General features: G+C 46.8%; 21 protein-coding genes, 1 tRNA gene and 1 other RNA gene. 12 read left to right on the top strand and 11 right to left on the bottom strand.

Going from position 1 to position 26,535, the window contains the following annotated elements:
- The first annotated feature begins 12 nt into the window (after positions 1-12).
- Together DDZ15_RS01370 and DDZ15_RS01365 are read left to right on the top strand one after the other, a co-directional pair.
- Positions 13-2,604 carry a TonB-dependent receptor gene (locus tag DDZ15_RS01370; protein WP_109644100.1) on the top strand — a complete coding sequence of 864 codons (2,592 nt, stop codon included), beginning with the start codon at positions 13-15 and terminating at the stop codon, positions 2,602-2,604.
- Positions 2,605-2,698: 94 nt separating this feature from the next.
- Positions 2,699-5,083: a DUF5686 and carboxypeptidase-like regulatory domain-containing protein gene (locus DDZ15_RS01365; protein ID WP_109644097.1), complete on the top strand. Its 2,385-nt coding sequence runs from the start codon at positions 2,699-2,701 to the stop codon at positions 5,081-5,083.
- 139 nt (positions 5,084-5,222) lie between these two features.
- Here DDZ15_RS01365 and DDZ15_RS01360 read toward each other — a convergent pair whose 3' ends face one another.
- The gene (locus DDZ15_RS01360) at positions 5,223-6,143 is read right to left on the bottom strand and encodes an OmpA family protein (RefSeq protein WP_242978831.1); all 921 of its coding nucleotides are present in this window, start codon (positions 6,141-6,143) and stop codon (positions 5,223-5,225) included.
- A 176-nt stretch (positions 6,144-6,319) separates the two neighbouring features.
- Between DDZ15_RS01360 and DDZ15_RS01355 the strand changes: the two genes are divergently transcribed.
- A tRNA-Ala gene (locus DDZ15_RS01355) sits at positions 6,320-6,393 on the top strand.
- Positions 6,394-6,563: 170 nt separating this feature from the next.
- Here the strand turns inward: DDZ15_RS01355 and DDZ15_RS16655 are convergent.
- Both DDZ15_RS16655 and DDZ15_RS16650 read right to left on the bottom strand, forming a co-directional pair.
- The gene (locus DDZ15_RS16655) at positions 6,564-6,737 is read right to left on the bottom strand and encodes a hypothetical protein (protein WP_158278585.1); all 174 of its coding nucleotides are present in this window, start codon (positions 6,735-6,737) and stop codon (positions 6,564-6,566) included.
- A 1-nt stretch (position 6,738) separates the two neighbouring features.
- On the bottom strand, positions 6,739-6,912 hold the full coding sequence (locus DDZ15_RS16650) for a hypothetical protein (RefSeq protein WP_158278584.1): 174 nt from the start codon (positions 6,910-6,912) through the stop codon (positions 6,739-6,741).
- A gap of 487 nt (positions 6,913-7,399) precedes the next feature.
- On the opposite strand from DDZ15_RS16650, the gene DDZ15_RS01345 reads away from it, so the two are divergent.
- The 3 genes from DDZ15_RS01345 (at position 7,400) to ffs (ending at position 10,454) form a co-directional block, all read left to right on the top strand.
- Positions 7,400-8,002 carry a FecR domain-containing protein gene (locus DDZ15_RS01345; RefSeq protein ID WP_158278583.1) on the top strand — a complete coding sequence of 201 codons (603 nt, stop codon included), beginning with the start codon at positions 7,400-7,402 and terminating at the stop codon, positions 8,000-8,002.
- Between the two features lie 133 nt (positions 8,003-8,135).
- The gene (locus DDZ15_RS01340) at positions 8,136-10,265 is read left to right on the top strand and encodes a CHASE2 domain-containing protein (RefSeq protein WP_109644091.1); all 2,130 of its coding nucleotides are present in this window, start codon (positions 8,136-8,138) and stop codon (positions 10,263-10,265) included.
- Between the two features lie 89 nt (positions 10,266-10,354).
- Positions 10,355-10,454: signal recognition particle sRNA small type (gene ffs, locus DDZ15_RS01335), an RNA gene on the top strand.
- A gap of 28 nt (positions 10,455-10,482) precedes the next feature.
- On the opposite strand, the gene DDZ15_RS01330 is transcribed toward ffs, so the two are convergent.
- A complete protein-coding gene (locus tag DDZ15_RS01330; protein ID WP_109644089.1) occupies positions 10,483-11,442 on the bottom strand; it encodes a YpdA family putative bacillithiol disulfide reductase in 960 nt (319 codons plus the stop codon).
- 90 nt (positions 11,443-11,532) lie between these two features.
- Positions 11,533-12,546 (bottom strand): YheT family hydrolase, encoded by a 1,014-nt coding sequence (locus tag DDZ15_RS01325; RefSeq protein ID WP_109644087.1) that lies wholly within the window; start codon positions 12,544-12,546, stop codon positions 11,533-11,535.
- A 51-nt stretch (positions 12,547-12,597) separates the two neighbouring features.
- Between DDZ15_RS01325 and DDZ15_RS01320 the strand changes: the two genes are divergently transcribed.
- From DDZ15_RS01320 to DDZ15_RS01295, 6 genes are all read left to right on the top strand, one after another.
- Positions 12,598-14,166, top strand: coding sequence for a Ppx/GppA phosphatase family protein (locus DDZ15_RS01320; RefSeq protein ID WP_109644085.1), 1,569 nt, complete (start codon positions 12,598-12,600; stop codon positions 14,164-14,166).
- A 357-nt stretch (positions 14,167-14,523) separates the two neighbouring features.
- The gene (locus DDZ15_RS01315) at positions 14,524-15,015 is read left to right on the top strand and encodes an ankyrin repeat domain-containing protein (protein WP_109644083.1); all 492 of its coding nucleotides are present in this window, start codon (positions 14,524-14,526) and stop codon (positions 15,013-15,015) included.
- Between the two features lie 281 nt (positions 15,016-15,296).
- Positions 15,297-15,989 (top strand): hypothetical protein, encoded by a 693-nt coding sequence (locus DDZ15_RS01310; RefSeq protein WP_109644081.1) that lies wholly within the window; start codon positions 15,297-15,299, stop codon positions 15,987-15,989.
- Positions 15,990-16,093: 104 nt separating this feature from the next.
- Entirely contained in the window at positions 16,094-18,544 is a 2,451-nt protein-coding gene (locus DDZ15_RS01305; RefSeq protein ID WP_109644079.1) for a zinc-dependent metalloprotease, read from the top strand.
- A gap of 47 nt (positions 18,545-18,591) precedes the next feature.
- On the top strand, positions 18,592-19,791 hold the full coding sequence (locus tag DDZ15_RS01300) for a lysophospholipid acyltransferase family protein (RefSeq protein ID WP_109644077.1): 1,200 nt from the start codon (positions 18,592-18,594) through the stop codon (positions 19,789-19,791).
- Positions 19,792-21,171 (top strand): sodium/glutamate symporter family protein, encoded by a 1,380-nt coding sequence (locus DDZ15_RS01295; protein WP_109644075.1) that lies wholly within the window; start codon positions 19,792-19,794, stop codon positions 21,169-21,171. It begins immediately after the preceding gene.
- Between the two features lie 75 nt (positions 21,172-21,246).
- Here the strand turns inward: DDZ15_RS01295 and DDZ15_RS01290 are convergent, their stop codons facing one another.
- The 6 genes from DDZ15_RS01290 to DDZ15_RS01265 form a co-directional block, all read right to left on the bottom strand.
- The gene (locus DDZ15_RS01290) at positions 21,247-21,822 is read right to left on the bottom strand and encodes a plastocyanin/azurin family copper-binding protein (RefSeq protein ID WP_109644073.1); all 576 of its coding nucleotides are present in this window, start codon (positions 21,820-21,822) and stop codon (positions 21,247-21,249) included.
- A 79-nt stretch (positions 21,823-21,901) separates the two neighbouring features.
- Positions 21,902-22,501 carry an SCO family protein gene (locus tag DDZ15_RS01285; RefSeq protein WP_109644071.1) on the bottom strand — a complete coding sequence of 200 codons (600 nt, stop codon included), beginning with the start codon at positions 22,499-22,501 and terminating at the stop codon, positions 21,902-21,904.
- The gene (locus DDZ15_RS01280) at positions 22,501-24,192 is read right to left on the bottom strand and encodes a cbb3-type cytochrome c oxidase subunit I (protein ID WP_109644069.1); all 1,692 of its coding nucleotides are present in this window, start codon (positions 24,190-24,192) and stop codon (positions 22,501-22,503) included. The genes DDZ15_RS01285 and DDZ15_RS01280 overlap by 1 nt, the downstream gene beginning before the upstream one ends.
- A 1-nt stretch (position 24,193) precedes the next feature.
- Positions 24,194-24,667 (bottom strand): cytochrome c oxidase subunit II, encoded by a 474-nt coding sequence (locus DDZ15_RS01275; protein WP_109644066.1) that lies wholly within the window; start codon positions 24,665-24,667, stop codon positions 24,194-24,196.
- A gap of 253 nt (positions 24,668-24,920) precedes the next feature.
- On the bottom strand, positions 24,921-25,316 hold the full coding sequence (locus DDZ15_RS01270; RefSeq protein ID WP_109644065.1) for a hypothetical protein: 396 nt from the start codon (positions 25,314-25,316) through the stop codon (positions 24,921-24,923).
- A 278-nt stretch (positions 25,317-25,594) separates the two neighbouring features.
- Complete coding sequence (locus DDZ15_RS01265) at positions 25,595-26,530, bottom strand: DUF4097 family beta strand repeat-containing protein (RefSeq protein WP_109644063.1); 936 nt, start codon at positions 26,528-26,530, stop codon at positions 25,595-25,597.
- Positions 26,531-26,535 lie beyond the last annotated feature (5 nt).

The raw sequence follows: 26,535 nt of genomic DNA, 5'->3' as shown, positions 1-26,535 counted from the left end.
TCAGCAATCGAAATGGCGTATATTTTAGGCTTCATAATGCTATTTATGGGTGGCTCGCAAGCACCTGACAGCGGAAATGATCCGCTTCATGAGATTTTACAACACCTTGAACAGCAAACGGGATACCGGTTTTTATATAAAGATGCATTGGTTGCCAATAAGACCGGGTACCTCACATATTCCGAGAATTGGCAGTCTGAACTTTTGGATGAGCTTGAGAAGTGGGATCTGAGCGCTAAAATAGACTCCAGCCGAAAACAGGTTATTATTTATGCATCACAACGCAACCCTGTATCGGTTTCAGCAATATCAGGCGAAATTATCGATAAACTGTCGGGTGAACAGCTTCCTTTCGCTACGGTTGCCCTGATTTCAAATTCAGGAACGCAGAGCATAACTCAGTCGGATCAGCACGGCAGATACCGCATTCCTGTTCCTGAAGGGGAAGAAGAGTTTACAGTCCGCGTTTCGTATATCGGATACGATTCGTATGAGCTGAATATGAATCGTAATTCAATTGACAGCACCGGGCAAATTCACATCCGTCTTTCGCCTTCAGCCTACGAAATCTCTGAAATAGTTGTAACGGGTTCCGGAAGCGGCAAGAGTGACGGATCCGTCTACAGAGGGATGCTTGAAGCGGGTTCATTCAGTGCTGCGGGAGAGGCGAATGCGGTTAGAATGCTGTCGGTTCTCCCGTCCGTGAACAGCGGTACATCTCTCTCCGATGGGGCGCATATCAGGGGCAGTAATTCGGACGCGCTGAATGTGCTGCTTGACGGTTCGGTAATCTACAACCGATCTCATCTCTTTGGTTTGATAGACAGCTTCAACTCCGACATCATCCGCACGGGTAACTTTTATTATGATGTTGCACCTGCCAAATACCATGCACCGCCCGGAGGTGTGTTATCGCTGGTTACAAAGTCAGGTTCGCTTCACTCTTACGGTGGAGGCCTTGGATTAAGCAGTACGGTAGTAAAAGGGAGTTTGGAAGGGCCGATCCGAAGGGGGCAATCAAGCTTTATGATTGCTGCGCGACACTCTATTATTGATCAGGTGAATATCTTTGGACTTGACGACATGATAGCGTGGGGCCTTGATACAGACCGCCCTTCCTCTTTGTCGGACGATATTGACAGACTGGAAGATAGAATCAGTCGTCCCCTTGATTCTTCGGCACAGTTTTTTGATTTCCACGGGAAGGTATTTATTGAAAATTCTGAAGGCAGCCGCTGGGCTTTAAGCGGATATGCAGGCGGAGACCGTACTTCACAGCAAACGGAGCGTCTGGTTAGAACCGGGTTCAACAGTCCGGGAAATCGCTTTGATCTGAGCGAGTTTCTCACTAAAAACACCTGGGGTAACCGGTCGTTCAACATTTCAAATTACCGAAACACGGGGTTCAACAACTCGTTTTTACATTTTCAGGGAGGATACAGCTACTACTATACGGAGATGCTGAAAGAAGACTTTGTGTATCAGCGTCCTTCGCTGAACGAAGGCCAGCAACTCTTGTTTGTGGATAATTTTGAAAATGAAAGTGAGCTCAATCATGTCTATGTATCCGGTGAATTCAATTCCGGAATGTTTACAGGCGGAGTATCATTGAACTTTTTTGATTCAGCTTATCTGGAAAACTCACTGGGCCGTCAGGATTTCTTTCAGGGCTCCGGCCCTTTCATGCCCGAAGTTTACGTTGACCTTACAACCGATGAATCAAAATCACACACTATTCAGGGAGGAGTAAGGGTACAATATTACAGTGACGGTGACTACCTGAATCTGTCACCCCGGGTTAAGCTATCGCTATTTCGGAATAACCGCATTTCGGCGGCAGTCGGATTTAGCCGCAACTACCAGTACCTCTATAAACTTTCCATTTATAATTTATCTGCGGCAGACATATGGATTACAGCTGTTCCCGAACAGCCTCCAACCCTGAGTGACCTGTTGTCGGGAGGAGTTTATGTTGACATGTGGAGTGGTGCAAAGTTTCAGGCAGAAGCATATTTCAAGTGGCAGCAAAATATCAGGTATCACGAAATTAATATTCAGAACCTGGACACATCGTTTGAAAATCAGCCCTGGTTCAGCGATAACGACGGATATGCAAGCGGATTGGAACTATTATTCAGTCAGCGATTTGGAAAAGCAGCGTTCACACAGTCGTACACCTGGTCCGTTTCACAAATGAGAAACGAACGGCTGAATAGTGGCGAGTGGTTTTATACGGAATGGGACCGCACACACCAATTCAAAACTCTTTTTCAGTTTACGCCAGCAGCAGGGCTCGACCTGCACCTGAGCTGGACATATCTGAGCGGTGCACCGGACAGGCTTACACTTTTTGAGGATACACCGGAACGGCTTGGCGACTATATCAGAACGGACCTGTCCATTAGCTACAGCGCTGAATTGTCGGGTGCTGGAGTGGTATTAAGAGCGAATATGTATAACCTTACCGGCAGAAATAATCCCTGGTACAGAGAATGGGTGCCTGTGGTAACAACGGAGGCGGGAAGAACACAGCTGCGACCGGTTCAGGCCGATATCTACGACCTGGGTTTCCAGCCTTCATTTACGGCTAAAATAAATTTTTAAAGGGTACCAATCCGACGTAAGACAAAGAAATTGTGAAACGAATAGGGAGTGTATTTCGTAGCATTGCCAAAACACCATTTTACTAAGGATTTGCATGCGACGGGTATCCCTGCTACTTCTGTTTTATTTGTTTTTTTGGTCTGATGTTTCTTCACAGCAGTCCACGGTTTTGATATCCGGAGCCGTATATGATTCAGAAACCGGTGAATCTCTGCCGTCTGCTACCATATTGATTGACGGAACGTACAGGGGAACCATCTCCAATCCTGAGGGTGAGTTCAGTATTGAGGCAGATACACTGCCCGTTACCTTGCAGGTACGCTATATAGGGTACAGGACTACACGTATACGCATCACGGATAAGACTGTTTTCCCACTGCAAATCATGCTCGAAAGAGCTGTTACGGAGATGGAGGAGATTGTGGTTACCGACAGGGACCCCGGCTTGTCGATCATGGAGACGGTTATTGCCAGAAAGCAAATCTGGAGGAAGAATCTGCAGAATTACAGCGTGGATGCCTATACACGCCAGGTTCTGAGCAATGATACGTCGATAGCATCTGTGTCTGAAAGCCGTTCGGTTCTTTATTGGGATCGTGAACGGGGTATCCGTGAAATTCAGCAAGAGGTACGGCAGACATCCAATCTGAGCGCAGACCAGAATTTTTCAGGGGTACGCTATCTACCCAACTTTTACGATGACGATATTGAAATTGCAGGATTCAACATGGTGGGGATTACCCATCCTGACGCTCTAAGGTACTATAGGTATTCACTGATCGAAACCACCGTAATGGATGATGTTCCGGTGTATAAAATTGAAGTGATTCCAAAAAGAGAGAGGCAGCCTCTGTTTGAAGGTGTTGCTTTTGTGCATGGGGGTGATTTTGCACTCCTCGAAGTAGAGCTCCGTCCCAACAGGGTGGTCACGTTTCCGCCGCCGGTTCAGGATTTTCAGCTTTCCTACATGCAGCAGTTCAGCAACTACGGAAAGGACTTTTGGCTGCCCGTGGATGTTCGCATTGAGGGGGTGATACGAGTGGGGATAGTTGGCCTTCAGTTTCCATCCATTCAATTTCGGCAGCTATCGAGGCTGTCGGGTTATGAGGTGAATACGGCAATGCCGGATTCTGTATTTGCTGTTGAAAGTGACTTTGTAAGGGCCGATACATCCGCAACCGATTCACTTAAGCTGTTAACTGAAATGGTTCAGATTCCCCTTACGGAAGAAGAGCAAATTGCGTACGAAACCATTGACAGCACACAGACTCTTGAAGAAGCATTTCGTCCAGAAGGATTTCTTGCCCGAATGATTGATGAAGATGAGCAAGGAAATGGCGGCGGAAACGGATTCTTATCAGGATTGGGTGCGATGGTTCCGGATGGCTTCACAATCAAAGCCCGCTTTAATCGAGTTGACGGTTTCCATGCCGGTCTTGGATATCGTCATACTTTCGAAGCGATAAATCAAAGAGCAGAACTGAGTGCTGGATACAGTTTTTTCAGTGAAATGTGGGATGTTTCAGCCGGAGTACGGCAGCGGCTGTGGCAGGGAAATGAAGCGGTACTATCCCTGGAGTTTCTCTATATGAACGCAACAGATACCCGCTACAGATCACAGATCTATCCGCCGATTATGAACAGCATAGCCACAATATCCGGAGCAGAGGATTATTTTGACTATTTCCGCAATGAAAAACTGTCAGCCGAAATCAGGGCCCGGCAGCTGCTTCCTTACACCCGCATTTCGATTGGAGGCACGCATGAAAGACACCGTTCAATCAGCGGGGATGTGCTCGACTACAGCTTGTTCGGTTTTCATAAAACACGCCGGCCCAATTTACCGGTCGAAGAAGGGCTGCTTAACTCTTTTTACGCGGAGATCAACATAAATCATGAGTCCGGCACATTAGGCTTTTCCGGTACCAACGGTTTTGAAATCAGGGGAGAGTGGAGCGGCCCGTCACTGGGCAGTGATTTCAGCTATCTGAAGGTTCAGGCTTCAGGTGAACTGAGTATTCCAACATTTTACAGGAGAAGACTATTCGCAAACCAGCTGCATATCTTTTTCACAGGCGGCACTGCAACTTCCGGAATGCCCGTGCAGCGGCATGGGGCGATCGATGGATCATTGGCCCGCTTCACCCCATTTGGTTCATTGCGCACAAGGAACGGGCTGCCCTATGAAGGATCCGAATATTGGTTCGTGACTGCAGAGCACAACTTCAGGACGATTCCCTTTGAGCTTCTTGGCTTGTGGCCGTTGGTTGATAGGGGATGGGGTATTATCCTTTTTGGCGGTGCGGGTTCGGCTGGTGGGGGGAGCAATGGTTTGCCGGGAATTCTGAATTCGGAGGGTACACATACAGAAGCAGGGCTTAGCCTGAACAGCGTGTTCGGGATTTTGAGAATTGATATTGCAAAGAGACTTGATGACAGAGGGTATTTTATCGGAGTGTCTGTACCCAGGTACTTTTAGAAGGCAATTATTTTTTTGGAAGGGTATATAGCAAGCAGGTTTCACGACCTGATTGAGAGAAAAGATGAAATAAAAAAGGCGGACTTATAAAGCCCGCCTTTGTACGATAAGCGATCAAAAACTCCGGGAAACAGTTAATTTAGTTTCTTGGAGTAAAAGGGTATGGATTCAGAGGAATAGACTCTGCACGTCTGTTTTTCTCACAGCCGGGAGTGTCTTCATCTTTTTCGGCTTCGGCACACGGTACCGGAGCTTTTCCGAGACCCCTGAATTCAATTCTGTCTTCAGCAATACCGTTGTCTTTGTAGAAATCAACGACGGAGTTCGCTCTTCTGAGGCTGAGACGCAGGTTGTACTGGTCACCGCCCACATGATCCGTGTAAGCATCAACACGTACGCGGAATGCATCTGCGTTGCTCAGCATCTCTACGTTTTCTGCGAGAAGCTGTGCGTCCATGTCACGGATATTGGAACGATCGAAGTCAAAATTGATGGTGTTCAATTCGCTGATGAAAGGTGGATTATTGGAATCGAGAAGATCTGTTCCCATTTCCACTTCCTGTCCATCTGAGAATCCATCGCCGTCAGAGTCGGGCTGAAGCGGGTCTGAGTTGTATTCCATTGCCTCTTCGAAGTCGGTAAGGCCATCACCGTCAGTATCGGCATCCAGCGGATCCGTTTCGTACTGCATTACTTCATCGTAGTCGTTTAGGCCATCACCATCAGTATCGGTGTCCAGAGGGTCTGTGTTATAAACATTCACCTCATCGCCGTCTGACAGGCCATCATCGTCTGAGTCGGCAGTTAGCGGATCGGTACCATGAGTCATTACTTCATCGTAATCATTGAGGCCATCATCATCACTGTCGGGTGATAAAGGACTGGTTTCGTATACATAAATTTCGTCATAATCATTGAGCCCGTCACCGTCGCTGTCGCGCTGCATGAGTTCTTCATCTGTGAGACTCATCAGATACTCCAGGGTAAGGGGATCGGGATCACCCTCGGGTTCACTGCTTCCGCATGACTGCATAACGAGAGCTGAAGCAAGTAAGCCCATGATCAGATATTTGTAAGATTTTAACATGTTTTTGGCTCCTGTACGGTTAGTATGATGTTGTAGGTTGAAAAGTTAGAGAGTTTTTCCTTTGTAAAAATACACAACCAATAATACCAAACAAAAGGTTTTTTTGACATATGATTTATAATCATCATATATTATTTGACCTTAAAAAAGGGGCTATAGCTCAGCTGGCTAGAGCGTCGCGCTGGCAGCGCGAAGGTCCGGGGTTCGAATCCCCGTAGCTCCACTCTAAATTTGGCAACCCGGACGATCGTGTCCGGGGTTCCCCCGAGGCTTCGGGGCCGTAGCTCCACTCTAAATTTGGCAACCCGGACGATCAGGCCCAGAGCCGTAGCTTCACAGAGTGTTTGACCTTGCAGTGTTGTGGAATTCGTACTGAAGATTGATGCACTCATGCTATGCAATGGCTTTGATGTTGCGAAGCAATGCTTCGCGGGTTCCCCCGAGGCTTCGGGGCCGTAGCTCCACTCTAAATTTGGCAACCCAGACGCTCAGGTCCAGAGCCGTAGCTTCACAGAGTGTTTGACCTTGCAGTGTTGTGGAATTCGTACTGAAGATTGATGCATTCATGCTATGCAATGGCTTTGATGTTGCGAAGCAATGCTTCGCGGGTTCCCCCGAGGCTTCGGGGCCGTAGCTCCACTCTAAATATGGCAACCCGGATGCTCAGACCCAGAGCCGTAGCTTCACAGAGTGTTTGACCTTGCAGTGTTGTGGAATTCGTACTGAAGATTGATGCACTCATGCTATGCAATGGCTTTGATGTTGCGAAGCAATGCTTCGCGGGTTCCTCCGAGGCTTCGGGGCCGTAGCTCCACTTCTTTAAATGTCCATATCTTTTGTTTGAAGCGATTGTAGTATTTTCAGTTAATTTTCTGAATGTAAGTTTGCCCGCCCTTCCTGAATAATCCATGCTGCCGCATCTTTTCTGCCCAGAAAAATCGGGCTCAAAACCGGAGACAATTTGGATCATGAGCAGGTATATTTTACCCGGCGCCACTGATTTTGTTCCCTGCAACCGGTGAGTAGTGCATACCCACAGCGGTTTTGAACAAATTCTTGATTTTTGACGAACTTTTTTTTGTTTACGGTGTATCAGTGATTGGAATGAGGCTTCAGTTCCTGGAATTTCATGAGATTCGCCCAAAGAATTTATTTTCTACACAGGCAGGCAAGTAAATATCTCTCATACTCTTTTTATGCGTGTCATCATACTTTTAACGTGTGCAGTATTGTTCTACCCACAGTCTTCCCGGGCGTTTGTGCAGTTTAACAATCCGTCAGAACGGTCTATTCAGATTGTTTCAGACGCAGATACGGTATTGTCGGCAGACAGGGAGTTTGTTCGGATTGCACTAACGGATGATTCTTACCTGATGCTTCATCCCAACTCATCGATCTGGTTCAGGGCAGCACAGGCAAATGAAGTTATTGACGTTCAGCTTTTACGCGGTAAATTTCTTATCCATACAAATAAACAGAGCCAGTTCACTATCAGGGTTATGGTAAATGAAAGTCTGATAAATGCAGAATCAGCCAACGCAGGCATTGAAAAAAGTGGATTTTATTGGGTTGAGGACGGCCAGATCCGGATAGAATCGCTCACTTCGGGGAGTCAGACCACAATCCGCAAAGGAATGTATGCCCAAATCACGAACAGTTCGGGTGAAATTATAAATGGTAATTTGTCGGCTGCTGATATGCAGCATTTGTCTTTAACCTACAAACCGGTTTCGGAAGCAGGCACCCCCAAAGCCTACAGACTCGAATCCGATCAATCAGGGGAACTTGTACTGAGGGAGATATCCGGGCTGATTCCAGCCGTGAATGAGTAATCTTTTTAAAAAAGTACAAAAAAGCGGATCAAGGAAGATTTAATTAGGGGTTTTGGCAATAGTGCAAATGGTTGTATAATTAGATCTGATACCTCCATTCGGTTAAACCCATTTATCACACAGTACCGGGACGTTGAAAAATATCGGCTCCACCATATTAACGCTGCTGGTTACGGGGGCAATTCTGCTCGCCTTTTTTCTATCACCGCCCATACAGTCGGGAGACCTCAGTATGCGCGATGTTCTGTTCCAGGTGCGTGGGGAGCAGGACCTGTCTCACAGTGATATTGTGATTGTTGAACTCAGCCAGCAGGCGGATGCTGAGATTCCATATAAGTTTCCCTGGCCCACAAGCGTGTATGCCAAACTTGTAGAAAATCTAAATAAGGCAGGCGTACATGCAATCGCATTCGATGTGATGTTCGATCAGCCCGATCTGTACGATCCGCTAAATGATCAACTGTTTGCAGATGCCGTTGAGGAAGCCGGCAATGTGATATTTATCGGGGGTTTCAGAAGGCAGGCTGACCTGAGAGCTGGAAACTATATCATTGAGAATATCTCGCCTGTTTTTCCTCGGGAGGCTTTGATGGAGGCCACGCCCTGGAATATAGGATTTGTAGATATGCGGAGGGACATTGACGGGGTAATCAGGAGTTATCCGCTGCAGGCCAATCATCAGGGAACATCCTATTACTCACTGGCACTTCAGATGGTGCCGCTTGTGTTGGGTGAGGAGATCCGGTATGAAAATGAACGGAACTATTACCATATCGGAGATCGCACGCTTGCAAAAACGGAAGAGGGCAGAATGCTTCTGAACTACTACGGAGGCTACAGATCTTTTGATTATATAAGCCTGGAGAGTATTGTGGATGATGAGGAGTTCGAGACCAATACGGAGATGCTGGCATTTGAAGTAAATGAATTCGACCATCCCGACTATGGCCTCCTTCATCAGGATGTTCTGCGTGACAAGGTTGTGCTGGTTGGGGCAACCATGCCCGAACTACAGGATTTTCATCAGGTGCCATTTACAAATTCATCCGGTGAAAAGACCATGGCAGGGGTTGAGATTCATGCAAATGCACTGCAATCGATTTTAGACCATAATTTTCTGCGTGAATTAAGTACGCTCCAGAATCTTATGATAGCCCTCGCTATACTGGTCATTTCATTTTTTCTCACCTATATCTACATCGGCTGGGGTGGTTTGATATCCGCCATATTGATTGGCACATTGTGGAGCGTAATTGCGCTCTTTGCATTTCTTCAGTTCAACACATTTCTGCCCGTACTGCCGGTATATCTTGCAGTTCTGCTCGGTTACACGGGTTCAACGATGCAGAACGTGATCTTTGAGGTAAGAGAAAAGAAGAAAATTAAATCCATGTTTTCGTCTTACGTTTCTCCTGAGCTCGTTGAGAAAATGGTTGCGGATGAAATCGAATACAAGCTGGGAGGCAGCCTCGAGCACCTCACCGTTTTATTCAGCGACATTGAAAGTTTTACATCCATTTCCGAAAATCTGGATCCGATTGAGCTGGTTTCGATGATGAACAACTATCTGGACGATATGACCAATATTATAAACCAGTGCAGCGGTACGCTCGACAAATACATAGGAGATGCGGTTATGGCGTTTTACGGTGCGCCCGTTGCTACAGAAAACCATGCTGCCGATGCGTGCAGAACCGCTTTGCTTGCAGGGACAACATGGACTAAAAACGGTCAGTCGGGCAATACGGTACGATTTAATACACGATTCGGCATTAATACCGGTAAAATGCTGGTCGGGAATATGGGGTCCGAACGTCGTTTTAACTACACCGTTATGGGCGACCAGGTGAATGTGGGTGCACGGTGTGAATCGGCCTGTAAAATATTTGGTGTATATGCGATCGTGTCACAGAGCAGCAGGGATGAAGCTCTTGAGACCGGTGAGTTCGTGTTCAGAAAGCTTGGCCGTGTACGGGTGAAGGGTAAAAGCGAACCGCTGGCACTTTATCAGCTTGTAGGTTTTGACCGCAATGCCGGAGAGGAAACAGCAAAACTGATCGAAAAATTTGAGGAGGCACTCCAGCTCTATTACTCCCGCTCTTTTGAAACGGCCATGACATACTTCACGGAGGTTGAAGCATTCGAGCAGTCACACCTCAATGCAGGGCCGGTGATGAATCCATCCAGGTATTACATTGATAAATGCAGGGAGATGTTAACGGAGGAGCCCGAACAACAGTGGAAGGGAGTTGTTGAGGGGTAAAAAAATCAGGCAAACAGGCGTTTGAGGCGTTTCGGATTGGGATAATCAACCGTTTACCTTTTCGTAAAAAGACCTTATCTTAATTCACGGGGCAAGTTCCATACAGCCAGCTCCCTGTGAACTCCGTCAGGGCCGGAAGGCAGCAGCGGTAGCAGGTCGTAGCGGCGTGATATGGGTAGCTTGCCCTCTTTTTATTTTTACCACGCCCACCCTGCAATCAGCCATTCAATTTCTTTTCAATATCGCCCGCTATGTGCTGAGCATGCACTCTTGTATTTTCTATAAACAAACGGCTGGTGTCCATCCCACCGCAAACAACCCCGGCAACGTATAAGCCTTTTCTGTTTGTTTCAAGGGTTTCTTCGTTAAACACGGGCATCTTTTTTTCATCATCGGTGAGTGCAATGCCAAGCTTCTTCATAAGGCCGAAGTGCGGATGATACCCTGTCATTGCAAGAACGAAATCATTTTCAATTGTTACATCACCCTCAGGCGTTCTGATGTCCACTTCATCTTCACGGATTTCCACGACTTCCGAATTGAAGTATCCCGTTACAGACCCTTCACGTATCCTGTTTTCGATATCAGGCTTTACCCAATATTTAACTGACGGTTTGAGCTCTGGGTATTTCACAACAATCGATACGTGGGCTCCGCAGCGATAGGTCTCAAGAGCCGCATCGACTGCTGAGTTTCCTCCCCCCACCACCAACACATTCTGCCATGCATACCGGTGAGGTTCATCATAGTAGTGCAATACCTTTGGCAGATCTTCGCCGGGAACGTTCATTCTGTTCTCCTGGCCGTAAAATCCGGTTGCAAGCACGATTTTACTGCATGAATAGCTTCCCTTAGTTGTTGTTACGGTAAAATTATCATCGCTGCCATCAACAGCGGTCACCTCTTCATAGAGTTTAATATCAAGCTCATAATGTTCAGCGGCCCGGCGGTAATATTCCAGGGCCTCTTTCCGGGTAGGCTTGGGGCCGTGGGATATAAAGGGGATATCACCAATCTCAAGCCGGTCTGAGGTGGAAAAGAAGGTCATATTTACCGGATAATTGTAGATAGAATTCACCAGACAACCCCTCTCCAGAATAAGGGATTCGATTCCTTTTCTCTTTAGTTCTATAGCAGTGGCGAGCCCAATGGGTCCGGATCCAATAATTATGACCATAATATCTAATCGGGTATGTATATTTTTGTTGGTAGTCTCTGTTTCTGAACAGACTGCCTAAAGGTAAAAAGTGATTTAGTGAGATACCGTTCAGTATGCCAGAAAATAGTCTGTAATTACACGGTTCAGCCAACCGGGGGGCAGGCTCCAGAATCCAACGTGACCGCCTTTTTTGGTAAAACAGGCATTTACTTTGCTGTTTCGGGCTATCTCTTTATGAGGTACCCAGCGAAACGGGCAGAGAGGATCTTCCTTGCTGTGGATGACCAGAAGGGGTGTTTGTATTCTGTGCATAAAGAAAGCTGACGAACAGGATCCGTAGTAGTCATCTGCATCTTCAAAACCGTGTATAGGTGCGGTTACCTGATCATCAAAATTATACAGGGTAGATCCGTTGAAGTCGGGCAGGTCGGGGAACCGTTCTTTTTTCTGGTTCAATTTTTGGATCAGTGTAGTCAGGAATTGACGGGTGTATACCCGGTTGAATCCTTTTTCAAGATTCAGGGAGCCTTTTTTCAGTTCGAAGGGAGTAGAGATGGCTGCCGCTGAATTTACGGGATGACGGGTGCCGTACTTATTGAGGTAGTTCAGCATAGAGCTGGCCCCAAGTGAAAATCCGGCCATGTGAATGGATTGACCGGTAAAACGATTCTGAACCCATTTTAAAGTGGTATGCAGATCATCGGTTTCACCTGAGTGATAAAATTTTCTGTTTCGGTTCATCTTTCCGCCGCAGCTGCGATAGTTCATGGCTATTGCAGAGATGCCGCGCCGGTTCAGGTATGCCGCCAGCCGGGCGATATAGTAACGCCTGGAGTGCCCTTCAAGCCCGTGAAGAAGCAAAACAATTTTAGTGCTGCCCGGAATTTCATAAAGATCCAGCTGAAGAAAATCGCTGTCGGGTGTTTCAATTTCAATTCGCTCATAGCCCGCTTCTGAAGGTTGAAAAAGAAGGGAACAGAGAACCGTATGGAAGTGACCATTTAAACACCAGGGTGCGCTGTCGAAATTTTCGAAAATCAGATCCTTGTCTTTCACGCTTAATCTATAAATAAAATCATTTCGGTTTCTCACCACTGGCAGCGCAGATTTTTCGGTGAACATTCTGTATCATCTCTGCATGCAGACGCAACAAAATAATAAACAGACTGCAGAATGAGCCAGGCTTTTCTGAATAGACCTGTTAAGCGCATTACAGCCATCGATCTGGGCACAAATTCATTTCATGCAGTTATCGTTGATATATACCCCGACGGTGGCTTTTATGTTGTTGACAAGCTGAAGGAGATGGTGTTGCTGGCTGAGAAAGGTGTTACCGACCGGCTGTCGGATGCAGCTATGGAAAGGGGGTTGAGTGCGCTTAGAAAAATTAAAACACTATCCGATCACCAAAAGTCCGAACGGGTTCTTGCGTATGCAACGAGTGCGATCCGGGAATCGGAAAACGGTGGACAATTCATCCAGCGGGTGATTGATGAAATAGGCATTAAAATTAATGCGATTCCGGGCAGGGTAGAGGCCGAACTGATTGGCCTGGCCGTGCAGCACGGTATTCAGATGCCGGAGCCGGGAGAGGGACCTGCTCTGATCATGGATGTGGGGGGCGGCAGTGTGGAGTTTCTGATTGCCGATAAACAGAAGTTTTATTTTCTGACGAGTAAAAAACTTGGCGTAGCCCGCATGCATGCCACGGTTATTGATCACGATCCCATAACGGCAGGAGAGATCAACACTCTTCAACAGCATTACCGCGAGAGTTTGGCCGACCTGGCTGAATCGTTTGCCATGAATCGCGCATCTCTGCTGATCGGTTCATCGGGCACAATGGAAAATATTGCGCTGATGATTGCGTATCGAAACAAACGTTCACCGTCTCTCTCGTTAAACGAACTGGAGTTCAGCAGCAAAGAGTTTTATGATTTTTACGAGTTTGCGATAACGCTGGATAAAAAGAAACGTTCGAAACTGAAGGGGATTGACGAGAAGCGGATTGCGCTGTTGCCCGCAGGCCTGGTCTTGCTGAAGTATATCCTCGATACCTTTGCCATCAAACAGATTAAGATCTCATCCCAGGCACTCAGGGAGGGAATTATTCTAAGATACATTCGCAGGGAGCTGAAGGAGATCAGAACATCGGAATGGATTGAAGATCCCAGAAAAAGAAGCGTACTGGAGCTGGTTCACAAATGCGACTGGCATGAGGATCATTCGCTTCATGTTGCATCACTTGCTCTTTCCATCTTCGATGCGGTTAAAGATAAATTGGAATTGACAGAACAGGACAGAGAGCTATTGACCTTTGCAGCCTACATGCACGACATAGGCTATCACATATCCCACAGAAAACATCACAAACATGCGCTTTATATTATTCGCAATTCGGACCTGATGGGTTTCAGGGAGTGCGAAATAGAGATTATGGCCAATGTTGCACGCTACCACCGCCGTTCTACGCCTAAAATGCGTCATCCCTATTATAAGCGTCTCGACAAGGAATCAAAAAACAGGGTGAAAAAATTGTCGGCCATTCTGAGAGTAGCCGATGGGCTCGACCGCAGCCACTATCAGAATGTGAGAGATGTGAAGATTGATGTAAAAGAAACGGGTGTTGAACTTTACCTTAGCACAGAGTCTGACCCCCATCTGGAGATCTGGGGTGCAGACAGGAAAAAAGCACTTTTTGAAGAGGTGATGGGAATGGATCTGAATATTCACGCCCGTTAATCAAACAGAGCAGAACGTCAGAACAAATAAATCAGGGAAATCGCGAAAAAACTTAAATAATTTCTGCAATACCCGCCTCATAACACGTTAATACTTTAATCAGGGGAAAATTAAAAGCGATTTCACTTAATTATTTAACCTGTTTTATGTTAGTTTTTAACCCTTCCGGTGGCCGGTGATTTACTTTTTCTGAATCGCATTTAATCGCCCTGAATGTGAAACCCCCGATATGGGTAATTCGTTAGAAAGGTCAGAATTTAGAGGCCGGATAAATTTAAAAAATCATACCTGTTGAAAAACCCGGCATAAGTAGAATAAATCAGGAAAAACAAGACGACTAAAATTCTAAACAAAAAAATGAAGTACGCAATAACTACAATTCTAATTACACTAATGGCAGCGGCACTGCTGGTGAACAACGCCGGCGCTGCAAACGACTCAAATGAGTTTGTTGTCAGTGAGAATATCATTCAGGCAGTTCAGGACATTGATATTATCAGCCTCAATGTTCTCCTTGCAGAAGGAGCAGATGTTGATGCAGTGGACGAAGAGGGCAATACCCCTTTAATGCTTGCTGCAAAAATTGGAAACCCCAGAATGGTGAAAATTATTCTGGCACACCATCCTGAGATTAACAAGGTTAACAACAGTGGCTATACGGCTCTGATGATCGCTTCCGGGCAGGGGCAAATCTACATTGTGGAGAAGTTGCTCGAAAATGGCGCATCCGTTGAAATCACCAACCAGTCAGGCCTTACGGCGACAGATCTGGCTCTCAGAAATGGCCAGCCGGCTGTAGCTGAACTGCTTGCACAAACTGCCAGCCAAAAACAGATTTACACCCGTTAATCTTTCTCATTTAGTACATACGTAACCTCAAAACCCTGATCTGCGCTGCAGGTCAGGGTTTTTTTATGTCTGAAAATCCCGCAATACAGGTAAATCCCGGTTTTTCCCTCTCTATAGATCAAAGAACCCGCGTTTTTACAAAGTATAGAAAGCTGTAACAACTCAGCTCTGTCTCAGTCTTCTAGTAAGTGAGTTCTCAACTCACACTCAGTCAATAGTTCACAGGTTGGGTAAAACCTGATTTAGCAATCTATAGAATTGATACAAATTAAGGAGGTAATATGGTCATTGATTGGGAACATCTTGCAGTTCTAACGGGGAAAGGGGTATTGTTGGTTCTGGAATACATGGTCAAACTCTCTGCTTTTGTGGTAACTGCTATTGTGTTATCAGCAAACGGCACATTTGGCGGTAAACTTGGAGCAGGTTTCAGTTCACTATCGGCAGGGCTGCGAAATGTATTCGGGGTGCCCGGCGACCTTGCGATCCTGATGGGCGAACTGCGAACCTATCGGGCGGATGCGGCTTCATTCATCTGGGAACCCGGTGGTTATGAAGCTCTTAACAGCATACTCGCATACCTTAACGGGTCCATCCTTTATCTTGACGCAGTGGGTGCGAATTTTTCAAATCAGCCTTTCACTACGTTTTTTGCCGCAGTTATTGGCTTTTTCTCTCTATACCTTACAGCCCGCCTGCTCAGATTCTACAGGCAGAAAGGGCAGGGGTCCAGACTGCTGAATATGGAGCAGAAGCTGGGTGAAAGAGTATTTCGCAAGCCGGCTGAATTTCAGAAGCCACCCGCTCCTAAACCGGCAGCCGCTGCTGCAGCAGTCAAAGAAATTGAGGAAAAACCCGCACCCAGGCAGGAGTCCAATTCAGGGCCCCGAACGGTTAAGCCGGCATTCTCCGCTGGTTCTGAAAATAAATTTCTACAAGACTATATTCGTCTCGCACAGAACGGGGGCGGCTGATACGGAGTCAATAAAAAGCGGGTGGATGCTTTCATCGAAAATCCCGCTTTCCTTAGCTGTTAACATTTCGTTTCTTCATTGAAACCGAAATGTAAACGGCTGATATGAAAAAATACTGTTTTCTTTTTTTTACCCTATTGTTCCCCCTCATCGTTTCTGCTCAGGATACAATTGAGGAGAGAACGGAGGGCATGCAGAAGTATGAAGGATTTTTCAACTTCTGGTGGGACCAGGATACCGGTAAAATATGGCTCGAGATTGATAAGTTTGAAGAGGAATTCATCTATGTGAATTCCCTGGCCGCCGGTGTGGGGTCGAATGATATAGGCCTCGATCGGAGCCAGCTTGGCGATACCCGAATCGTTTTTTTCAGAAAAACGGGGCCGAAAATATTGATGATCCAGCCAAATTATGGCTACCGGGCGTCATCGGGGGTTGAGCTGGAGCAAAAATCGGTGAATGAAGCGTTTGCGAGCTCCGTGATTTTTGGTTTTGAGGCTGAAATAGCTGAAGATGACAGAGTGCTTGTGGATGCGACCGATTTTCTTATGCAGGATGCCCATGGTGTGGCAAGCCGGCTCAGAGACAATAACCAGGGCAACTACTCCGTAGACCGAAGCCGTTCAGCTATTCACCTCCCGGGGACATTTAATTTCCCAAAAAATTCTGAATTCGAGACCATGCTTACCTTTACGGGTTCAGGTGCAGGAAGGTGGCTCAGGTCGGTTACGCCTACGCCCGGAGCTGTGACGGTGAGGCAGCATCATTCGTTTGTTGAACTGCCCGACGACGGCTACGAACCGCGTGAATTTGATCCCAGGTCGGGGTTTTTTGCAATTTCGTACCAGGATTACAGTACACCGATAGGTGAAAGGCTTACGAAAAGGTACGCGGTAAGGCACCGGCTGGAGAAGAAAAATCCTGATGCGGAGGTGAGTGAGGCGGTAGAGCCGATTGTCTTCTATCTTGATAACGGAACACCGGAACCCGTTCGAACTGCACTTCTTGAGGGCGGTGCATGGTGGAATCAGGCATTTGAAGCAGCCGGTTACAGGGATGCATTCCAGATACGAATGCTTCCCGACGACGCTCACCCGCTAGATATTCGCTATAACGTAATAAACTGGGTACACCGGTCTACACGCGGCTGGTCATACGGATCATCCGTTGTGGATCCCAGGACAGGTGAGATTATCAAAGGGAATGTACTTCTGGGTTCTCTGAGAGTACGACAGGACTATATGATTGCAGAGGGATTGCTGGCGCCATATGAGGAGGGCCGGGATCCGGACCCCCAGATGCTGGAGATGGCACTTAACCGTATCCGCCAGCTGTCAGCCCATGAAATCGGACACACGCTGGGCATTACACACAATTTTGCATCCAGTGTAAATAACCTGGCTTCTGTTATGGATTATCCCCATCCAAGGGCCACAGTACAACCGGATGGTTCACTAAGCCTTGAAAATGCGTACGGCAACGCTATCGGCGAGTGGGATAAACGAGCCGTAATATGGGGTTACCAGGACTTTCCGGAAGGCACGAACGAAGAGGAAGCACTGAATCAGATTATTGAAGGAACGGCAGACATGGATCTGCTCTTTATTTCTGATGAAGCAGCACGACCTCAAAGCGGCCTGCATCCTGACGCGCATCTTTGGGAATACGGAGATGATGCCGTTTCGCAGCTCAACCTTATTATGGATATCCGAAGCTCTGCCCTGAATCGTTTTGGTGAACGCAATATCCGGCAGGACCGCATGATGGCCGAACTGGAAGATGTTCTGGTACCCGTATATCTGTATCACAGGTATCAGACCGAAGCGACGGTAAAACTGATTGGAGGTGTAGACTATACCTATCAGAAACGGGGTGATAACCAGCATGGTCCAAGGATAGTTGACGGCGGCAGACAGCTGCAGGCCCTGGATGCACTATTAAGGACGCTGGATCCGGATGAGCTTGCGCTGCCGGAATCCATACTAGATATCATTCCGCCACGTCCTATGGGCTTATCGGCGACGCGTGAAAATTTTCGCGGATACACATCTCCCGCCCTTGACCCGGTGGCAATGGCTGAAACCGCAGCAGAACTTACGGCGTCACTGATTTTCAACCCGAACCGTGCTGCACGCCTTGCCCTGCAGTCGGCCAGGAATCCGGATTATCCCGGCCTTGAAACCGTGCTTCATCGTGTTACGGACTCAACAATTTTGTCGGACCCGGCAAGCGGGTATTCCGGTACAATACAGAGAGCTATTGATACGGCCGTTCTCAGAAATCTGATCAGGCTTGCAGCAAATGACCGGAGTGCACCGGACGTGGCTTCGGGCACACACCTGTTTCTGGATGAACTCCGGGAGAGTTTGGCGAGCAGAGCTGAAAATGCTGCCGATACAGCCTGGAAGGGGCATTATATGATGGAATTACAAATGATCGAGCGATTTCAATCAGATCCCGGAAGCATATCCATTCCGCCGGCTCCATATACGCCACCCGGTTCGCCGATAGGAAGCGTGCAGCCGGATAATCTTCATCTTCATTGTTCTTTTTAACATTCGCTGTGGAGTTCCATCATCATATTGGAAGCCGGTAGATCCTCATGAGCATCCTGTCAGATTTTACTTTTAGGAAAAACGAGCGCGGTTACTCAGACAAAGCGTTTTGGATTTTGCGTCATACGGTTATTACGGCTACACGAAAGCTGTTTAAACCGCGAATTACCAATCCGCAGTTCATGCCGCTTACCGGACCCTGCTTTATTTACGGTAATCATTCAAACTATTTTGATCCGTTTATGATCAATGTAGGCATGATTGCGGAGCCAACGGCCGGGGTGATGACGAGGGATCAGTTTCATAAAACCCTGCCCCGGATATTTATGGATGGAATTGGTATTGTTCCCACCAGCAAGTATGTGCCTGAACCCGGAATCGTTCGCAGTGTTTTGCGGATGATTGATCAGAAGCGAATGATTGTCATTTTTCCTGAAGGGGGACGAAGGTGGGACGGCAAGCCGAAGTCGCTGATTGAGACCACGCTGAAACTATTCTGGAAGATGGGGATACCTGTTCATCCCGTACAGATACATGGGTCATACCTCACCTGGCCGAGATGGGCGGATAACTATCGAAGAGGAAGTGCAGAGGTTCGTTTTTTGAAACCGCTTCACGCTTCAGACTATGAGAACTATGATGAATTTGCCAGGGCGTGTATTGAGCGGATTAATTTTGATGAGTACACTCCTCCTGTAGAAGCGGTGCCCACGAGCTGCAGCAAACCGGCCGCAGGCATAGAACGATTTCTGTATCGCTGTCCCGACACGGGGGTTAACGGAGCCGTTTATACCCCGGATGGAGTTCGTGTGTACAGCCGCAATTCCGGGATGAATTACAGAATGGACGTAGCGTCCCGTCTTATCGATAGCAGCGGCCATAGGGTGTCATTGATTGAGTTGTTTGAGCAGATTAACAGGATGCCGATGCAAATAGAGAGAGAAGATGTGCTGCTTGAAAAAGCTGGCAGTTCTCTCAGCCGTCTTGATGAGGATCAGAAACTCGTATCTGTGGGCCGGTGTCACGCAGCCCTGAAGAAAGATGGTATCCAGCTTCACTGGGGTTCTGAACACACCTTCATTCCGGTTCATGATATCAGGGCACTTTCGGTTGAACAGAATCACAAGCTTACGGTGAACACGGTTGAGCAGACTCTGCAGTTTAATCTGGAGGGATCGAGTGCCCTGCAGTGGCAAATCTACATCAATCGGCTTAAAGACGGAGAAAAACCTGTAAATTCACTCTGAATGGAATCCTGGAATCTTGATATTTCTGCCGGACTTTTCTTCCTCGATTTTGCATGGATGGGATTGCTTCTGATCGTGGCTACCTATCTCAGAAGCAGGGTTGGATTTCTTCAAAAATATCTGATCCCTGCCAATTTACTTGCAGGAGCAGCGGGCCTCATTATCGGAATGAATGGTCTTGAGTGGATCGACCTGAATTCGGAAAGATTGGGCACGTATGTGTACCATTTGCTTGCACTCCTGTTTATTGCATTGGGTTTAAGGGCACCCAAGAAAAGGCTGGGAATGTCGTCCATAAAATTCAGCCTGATCTTCCTGGCTGTATATCTTGTGCAGGCGATCATCGGGCTGGTGGTGGCATTTATCTTGTTTTATACGTTCATGCCCGATCTATTTGTAGGTATTGGATTACTGCCACCGCTCGCTTTTGGCATGAATCCAGGGATCGCGTACTCTATCGGCGGCAACTGGGAAAATTTCGGTTTTGAGTCGGGCGGTATAGTGGGCCTTACCTTTGCGGCTTTCGGTTTTCTGATGGCCTATACCGTCGGTATCTGGCTGGTCAGGAAGGGTATACGTGACGGTGAGGCTACATACATTGATTCTGAGCTAAGTTTGTCTGAGGATATCCGAACCGGCATTGTCAGGGCTCCAAAAGGAAATATGCGCGAAAGAATTACAACCTCACCGGAGTCTATAGAATCGCTGACCTTTCATATCGCATTGATCGGATTGGTTTACGTAGTAACCTATCTGCTGATGAAGCTGATGGAGGCAGGATTGATTCGTATAGATGCCGCAAATGAGATCACTACATTATGGTCATTTCATTTCATCTTTGCGGCCATCCTTGCCCTGTCTGTGCGAAAAATTATGAATGTGATGCGCGTAACCAAAGTGGTGGATGATATGACGATGACCCGCTGCTCCAATCTTTTCATGGACTTTATGATCGTAGCTTCGGTCGCTGCAATTAGTTTTCAGGTGATCCTGGTGTATTGGGTTCCAATACTGTCCATTTCCATTTTGGTCTGTATCGCTACCTGGATGGTTATTTATTATCTCACATCGGATGCGTTTGAGGAGTATCGTTTTGAACGGTTTGCGTCGATATTCGGAAATATGACCGGTACCATGCAGTCGGGGCTGGTACTGCTGCGTATTCTGGATCCGAATATGAAATCACCGGCAAGCTATAATCTTGTATACGGGAGCGGACTGGCACTTGTATTTGGCTTTCCACTGCTTATCGTAATCAATGCTCCCGTTCACTATTTTTCAGATTTGGTACAGGGATTCTGGGTGGTTCTCAGCGTCATGACCCTTTATCTGTTTCTGATATTTATTGCATGGAATTATCTGAAAAGGGCGAAGACTTAAACGGGAAGTTTTAATAAAAAAAAGGGCCGTGAAGGTAATTCACGGCCCGTATATTAGCTGCTGCGTGTCAGGCAATTACTGAACAATCAGCTTGCCAACCATACCACCGGCGTAGTGCCCGGGGAATGTGCAGATGTAGTCATACTCTCCGGGTTCGTCAGGAACCGTGAAAGTGATGGTGTCCGTCTCACCGGATCCGATCATTGCAGTGTGAGCAATAACCTGATCTTCAAAGTTTGGTGAAATGTAGTCGTTGTCACGTGCTGCAAGTGATTCACGCGCAAACGTATCAACATCGGTTCCCATCTCCACCAATGTCCAGTTGTGTGACATTGCCGCAGGGGGAAGCTGGCTCACGGTCGTGAGTACAATGCGGATCTCTTCACCCGGTGAAGCTTCGATAGCTTCCAATACAGTATATTCTCCGGAGGATTCACCCAATTGAAGGCCTTCGGCATCTTCCTGTACTTTGAACCTGAGATCATCGGTACCGAATATCTCAATAGTTCGTACACCATCGTCCATCATTTGTTGATCTTCTTGTTCAGCAGTCTGAGATTCTGCAGTTTCAGTTTCACTTTGACCGCCTCCGCATGCAGTAAATGCAATTGCAATCATTAAAAGGAGAGAACTAAATATTGTGCGTTTCATATGTCTTGATTTCCGTTGTTGTTTTAGAAATTTAGGTTAGTATTAGAACATCAGTTAATTGATTAGCATTCAATATACGCTACTTGCCAATCAGTTTTCTTATGTCTTCTGCAACTTCTTCAGGTTTAAATTCACTTCCGATATACTGTTTCCGAATGTTGCCTTCCCGGTCGATCAGCGTTACCCGGTCGGTATGGTCGATAAAATAGATGGCCTTGCCATCATCCAAAAAGCGGGTTGGTGTTTTCACTGTTGATATCTCCAGTAATTCCAACACATTATCAACTTCACTTCTTTCGCCCGTGAGCAGGCTCCAGCTGTCCGTATCCAGCCTGTAGTTGGCTGCATAATCATTGAGTATGGAAGGTGAATCGCGTTCCGGGTCGAACGATATACTGATAAGCATAAAGTTTGAACTGTCATCCACAAGCTGTTGCACATCTCTCATATTGTATGTGATGGCAGGGCAGATGTCGGGACAGTGTGTATAGACGTAACCGACGAGCAGGATTTTTCCGAGGTAGTCGTCCGGAAATACAACCTCCTGATTGTTATGATCCAGAAGGCTGAACTCTTCATCGCTGATAGACTTTTTAACGGAGAGAGAATCACAGCCGGAAAGACCCAGAAGAATTCCGGCTGTAATTACTGTTAAAAGAAAACTGCTCAACTTCGTCATTATCGAAGTGGTACGGGACTATTTGGTGAATAAGGCGCTGAGCCATCGTATGTGGCCTGTATCACATCATATATAACAGGCGCATATGAAAGTGCGATTAAGATCAGTGCAATTATAATATATGGCTTGAAGTTTCTGAGTAATAGTGCCGGTTCGTCGTGCAGGGGTTCGGAAATTGGAAACGTAACGGCAGCCTCCTCTTCGGTTGCAAGGCTTTTTGAAAAAACCGTTGCAAAGAATGCCACAATGTAAATTACAATTGCGATAAACATGATCACCCCGCCAATTACGGTGATATCGATATACATCATCCATTCGGGCTGATAGAGAACACTTTCCGGATTCGCATAGGTTGCGCCCGTATTTGTTCTTCTTGGCATTCCCAATATACCGCCTCTCATCAAACCCCATGAGAAAATAAAAACACCAATGGTGTAGATATAGGGTACCGACAAGGTCCAGCCTTTCATCTTCACTTTTTTATTCATGAACTGCTGTATCAGGTACATACTTCCTCCAAGGAAGGCAAGCAGAACAGGACCGGCTACAGTCAGGTGAAAGTGGCCTGGAATCCATGCAGTATTGTGTACCACGGTATTCATCTGGTATGACGCGTTAACGATACCGCTGATTCCGCCAAAGGCGAAGATGATTAATCCTGCAATGAGATAGGAGAAAAACCATTTCTCTTTGTCAAAGTAGGGGAGTGTTTTCATCCACCCGAAAAGTCCGGTACCGCCTCTTTTTCTTCCTGCATGTTCGAGGGAAGCAGCCAGTGTAAACGCTGTGATTAAGCTCGGAAGAGCTACTGCAAAAGTGAAGATACCGTGCAGAAACTTCCACTGTGCGCCTATAGCGGGATCCATATACTGGTGGTGTGTACCCACAGGTATTGAAAACAGTACAAACATCATAAAGACAAGCCGGCCGGCCATATCGGAATAGAGCTTTCCTCCGGCCAGTTTTGGCATAAATACATAGTACATTACATATGCCGGAAGCAGCCAGAAATAAACGAGCGGGTGGCCAAAGAACCAGAATAGTGTTCTGGCAAGCATCACGTTCACCTCGTCAATCAAACCCAGCGACCATGGCAGCAGCATAAAAAGAATTTCAATCGCGACGGAAATGGTTGCAATGAACCAGACAATGAATGTGGTAAACATACCAACAACCGCCATGGGTGTTTTTTTCCCACTGTTCTCTTTCCTCCAGTTCAGGTACATGGGTATCCAGTTGAAGAAAGCAATCCACGATCCGACGACCAAAAGCGTTAACCCGATATAAAAAGCAGGGTTAGCTTTCAGCGGCGGGTAAAAGGTGTACAATACAGTTGCCTCACCCATCAACATTACGATACCAGCCATCACCGAACCAACCAGCATCAGGATACCGGAAGTCCACGCAATTTTGGTATTGAGATGTTTCTTTAGTGCATAGGGTATCAGTGCATTACCCAGGGCTACAGCAAAGAATGTGGTGAACACAATGGCGTTCAGCACTCCGTGAATTGTGAGCCCTTTATAGTAATCACCGCCCATAAAAGGATCACTTTGAATAATACCGGCCCTGAACAGGGTTTGCATTAATCCCCCATAGACTCCGATAAAAAGAAGTACCATGGGAATAATGATCAATACCGAATTCAGATGCTTTGCAGACTTTGAGAAGCGAAATGTGTCGGCAGCCATCTTAGATTCCCTCCGTGTTTTGAGCAACTTCACCAGACTCTTCAATAATTATCCGTCCTGCCATGGTATGATGAGCAGCTCCGCAAAATTCATGACATGCAAAGAAATATTCACCTGGTTCATCGAAGGTGACCTGTATGTAATTGATTGCTCCCGGAACTGCCATCAGGTTCACGTTGTGGTCCTTGATTTTAAAACCATGTATGATGTCCTGAGATGTGAGGTAAAGATCAACCGTAGAACCCGCCGGGAGAGTTACCGTAGAGGGCTGGAATGCCCACATTCTTGCAACGGCCTGCAGTTCATAGGTATTTGGTCCCGTCTGAAAGAGCGTGTCTGTAGCGAATGGCTCCATGTCTGTAATACATGTTGGAACCTCAATGTTTCTCGCCAGACTGGCGTAAACAATCGCGCCAAGAAATATTACAAGTAGAAGTCCGCTTAGGCTAAATGCCAGTTTTTCTGATTTATCCATGGCTTAACCCCTCCCCAGTAGTTCAAAATACATTGCGAACCACATCAGCGTGTAAAGAGTCATCAATAAGATGAAAAAAGCCACAGCTCCCTTTGGCTGAAATTCTTCAGCTTCATGATTTTCATCATGGTTTCCCATATGTAACCTCCGATCGTTATTTAAGTAGTGAATGTAAAAAATGTAATGTCTTCATTATAAGAAAGCAAAGACACTGTCCGTTAATTTTAGATTTATGTGATGATTTTCATCACCTTTAGTCCAAATCATATTTTCTGCGCTCTTCCTCGTATTGCCATTCCCTGTATTTATCGGGTGTATACTCTGTCAGCTCGTTTTTTTCTACCCAAACGCTGTCGAGGCCGGAGACTATGAACGGCCGGACCATAGCCCTGGCTGAATCTTCCCGGATTACGTAGAGTATAGATCCGCCTTCAAATGCTCCTGCTGCGTCTGCGTCCTCCCGGTTTGACTGCCAGGCAACCGTTTCAAACTCCACAAAAACCTTTTCAATAAACTGATCATCGGCAGGATACCGCTCGATGGGCATGATGATTCGATACAGTAATCCAAAAACAATAGCCGCAAAGAACATTGCCAGCGACCATGTCATAATCTGTTTAAATGCTTTGTTATCCCCTTTATTTCCCACGCAAATGATGTTTTGGTTCCACAGATATGAGTTGCGGAAATATAAAAACTATACGTCTAAAAACCTGTTTGTTCTTGTATGCTTAGGGATCTGCCCGTAACAGACAGTTCGTTGCACCAGGTTACCGAGTCGGTTTGTGGTGAGCAGAGATGTGAATGAAATGGATCTGACCTATCCTGACCGGGACATGCAGAGCAGAAGAGGATGGTGGAGGGGAAGGGGGAGATAAATTGCGTACCGTCCCCCGTCTCGTAAATTTGTTCTGTAAAAAATGGAGGTTACTGGCGTACGGTTACGGATCCGCCCGATGTTCTGGCGTTGAGAAGCGGGCCGCCTTCACCGATTACTCCTTTTATGTAGTTACGCTCAACCTCACCGGTAAAATTCCTGAGCTGCATATCGACTCTGCTGCCTCTTAATTCAAGGTCATAGTTGTTTCGTTGAGGCAGGTCTATGTTGATATTTCCTCCGCTGGTTCTGAGTTCGATATCATCACTGAAATCAATGAATTCAGCGCGTATGCTCCCACCGCTGGTTCTGGCAGATATGCGCGCCGCTATGCCGTCGAGCCGAATGGATCCGCCCGAAGTTGAGAGTTCTGCCATACCTGTCAGGTTGGAGGCACGGATAGAGCCTCCGCTGGTTCCGGCAGACAGGGTTCCATTTATGTTCTCCAGGTTAATGCTGCCGCCTGAAGTGCGTAATTCAGCATTTCCCGATATGTTTGACGCGTTCACGCTTCCGCCACTTGTTCTAAGGTTGAGGGCATTCGACAGATTTTCAGCGCTGACGCTGCCTCCGCTTGTTCTGCCGTCTGCAGCTGAGCCTTCCGGAAGATAGACTTCGAAAGAGATCGAAATATTGTTATTCCTATTGAAGAAAGAGAATGGGCCATTGCCTCTTCGTCTCGCTTCTGCAACAATGCCATTGCCGCGCTGTTCGATGATGATGTCAAAGTTTTCAAGATCTGTATCAGATGGCAACAGATACGAGCCGTTTCTTCGGGCATACATGTAAACACGTACTTCATCACTGCTTTGCCCGTGAAATATGACCGAACCGCCCGAGGTACTTACCTGCACGTCGGGTGTGGACGAGGTCTGGAATGTTTCCGCTCTGAAAGGATCTCCGCTCTGCCGTGCAAGAAGATCTGTCATGGTAAACGTCAAAAGGGAGAGTATCAGAAGAATGAGTTTTTTCAGGAATTCAAACATGACCG

The organism is Rhodohalobacter mucosus (assembly GCF_003150675.1).
In the GTDB taxonomy this organism is placed as follows: Bacteria; Bacteroidota; Rhodothermia; order Balneolales; family Balneolaceae; genus Rhodohalobacter; species Rhodohalobacter mucosus.
The sequence above is the reverse complement of the archived record's forward strand: the minus strand, read 5'-3'. Positions and strand labels throughout refer to the sequence as shown.

Excerpts from the sequence above, each read along its gene's own strand:
- DDZ15_RS01370 (WP_109644100.1), top strand. The coding sequence starts at position 13 with ATGGCGTATATTTTAGGCTTCATAATGCTATTTATGGGTGGCTCGCAA.
- DDZ15_RS01365 (WP_109644097.1), top strand. The coding sequence starts at position 2,699 with ATGCGACGGGTATCCCTGCTACTTCTGTTTTATTTGTTTTTTTGGTCT.
- DDZ15_RS01360 (WP_242978831.1), bottom strand. The coding sequence starts at position 6,143 with ATGGGCTTACTTGCTTCAGCTCTCGTTATGCAGTCATGCGGAAGCAGT.
- DDZ15_RS16655 (WP_158278585.1), bottom strand. The coding sequence starts at position 6,737 with ATGAATGCATCAATCTTCAGTACGAATTCCACAACACTGCAAGGTCAA.
- DDZ15_RS16650 (WP_158278584.1), bottom strand. The coding sequence starts at position 6,912 with ATGAGTGCATCAATCTTCAGTACGAATTCCACAACACTGCAAGGTCAA.
- DDZ15_RS01330 (WP_109644089.1), bottom strand. The coding sequence starts at position 11,442 with ATGGTCATAATTATTGGATCCGGACCCATTGGGCTCGCCACTGCTATA.
- DDZ15_RS01325 (WP_109644087.1), bottom strand. The coding sequence starts at position 12,546 with ATGTTCACCGAAAAATCTGCGCTGCCAGTGGTGAGAAACCGAAATGAT.
- DDZ15_RS01320 (WP_109644085.1), top strand. The coding sequence starts at position 12,598 with ATGAGCCAGGCTTTTCTGAATAGACCTGTTAAGCGCATTACAGCCATC.
- DDZ15_RS01315 (WP_109644083.1), top strand. The coding sequence starts at position 14,524 with ATGAAGTACGCAATAACTACAATTCTAATTACACTAATGGCAGCGGCA.
- DDZ15_RS01310 (WP_109644081.1), top strand. The coding sequence starts at position 15,297 with ATGGTCATTGATTGGGAACATCTTGCAGTTCTAACGGGGAAAGGGGTA.
- DDZ15_RS01305 (WP_109644079.1), top strand. The coding sequence starts at position 16,094 with ATGAAAAAATACTGTTTTCTTTTTTTTACCCTATTGTTCCCCCTCATC.
- DDZ15_RS01300 (WP_109644077.1), top strand. The coding sequence starts at position 18,592 with ATGAGCATCCTGTCAGATTTTACTTTTAGGAAAAACGAGCGCGGTTAC.
- DDZ15_RS01295 (WP_109644075.1), top strand. The coding sequence starts at position 19,792 with ATGGAATCCTGGAATCTTGATATTTCTGCCGGACTTTTCTTCCTCGAT.
- DDZ15_RS01290 (WP_109644073.1), bottom strand. The coding sequence starts at position 21,822 with ATGAAACGCACAATATTTAGTTCTCTCCTTTTAATGATTGCAATTGCA.
- DDZ15_RS01285 (WP_109644071.1), bottom strand. The coding sequence starts at position 22,501 with ATGACGAAGTTGAGCAGTTTTCTTTTAACAGTAATTACAGCCGGAATT.
- DDZ15_RS01280 (WP_109644069.1), bottom strand. The coding sequence starts at position 24,192 with ATGGCTGCCGACACATTTCGCTTCTCAAAGTCTGCAAAGCATCTGAAT.
- DDZ15_RS01275 (WP_109644066.1), bottom strand. The coding sequence starts at position 24,667 with ATGGATAAATCAGAAAAACTGGCATTTAGCCTAAGCGGACTTCTACTT.
- DDZ15_RS01265 (WP_109644063.1), bottom strand. The coding sequence starts at position 26,530 with ATGTTTGAATTCCTGAAAAAACTCATTCTTCTGATACTCTCCCTTTTG.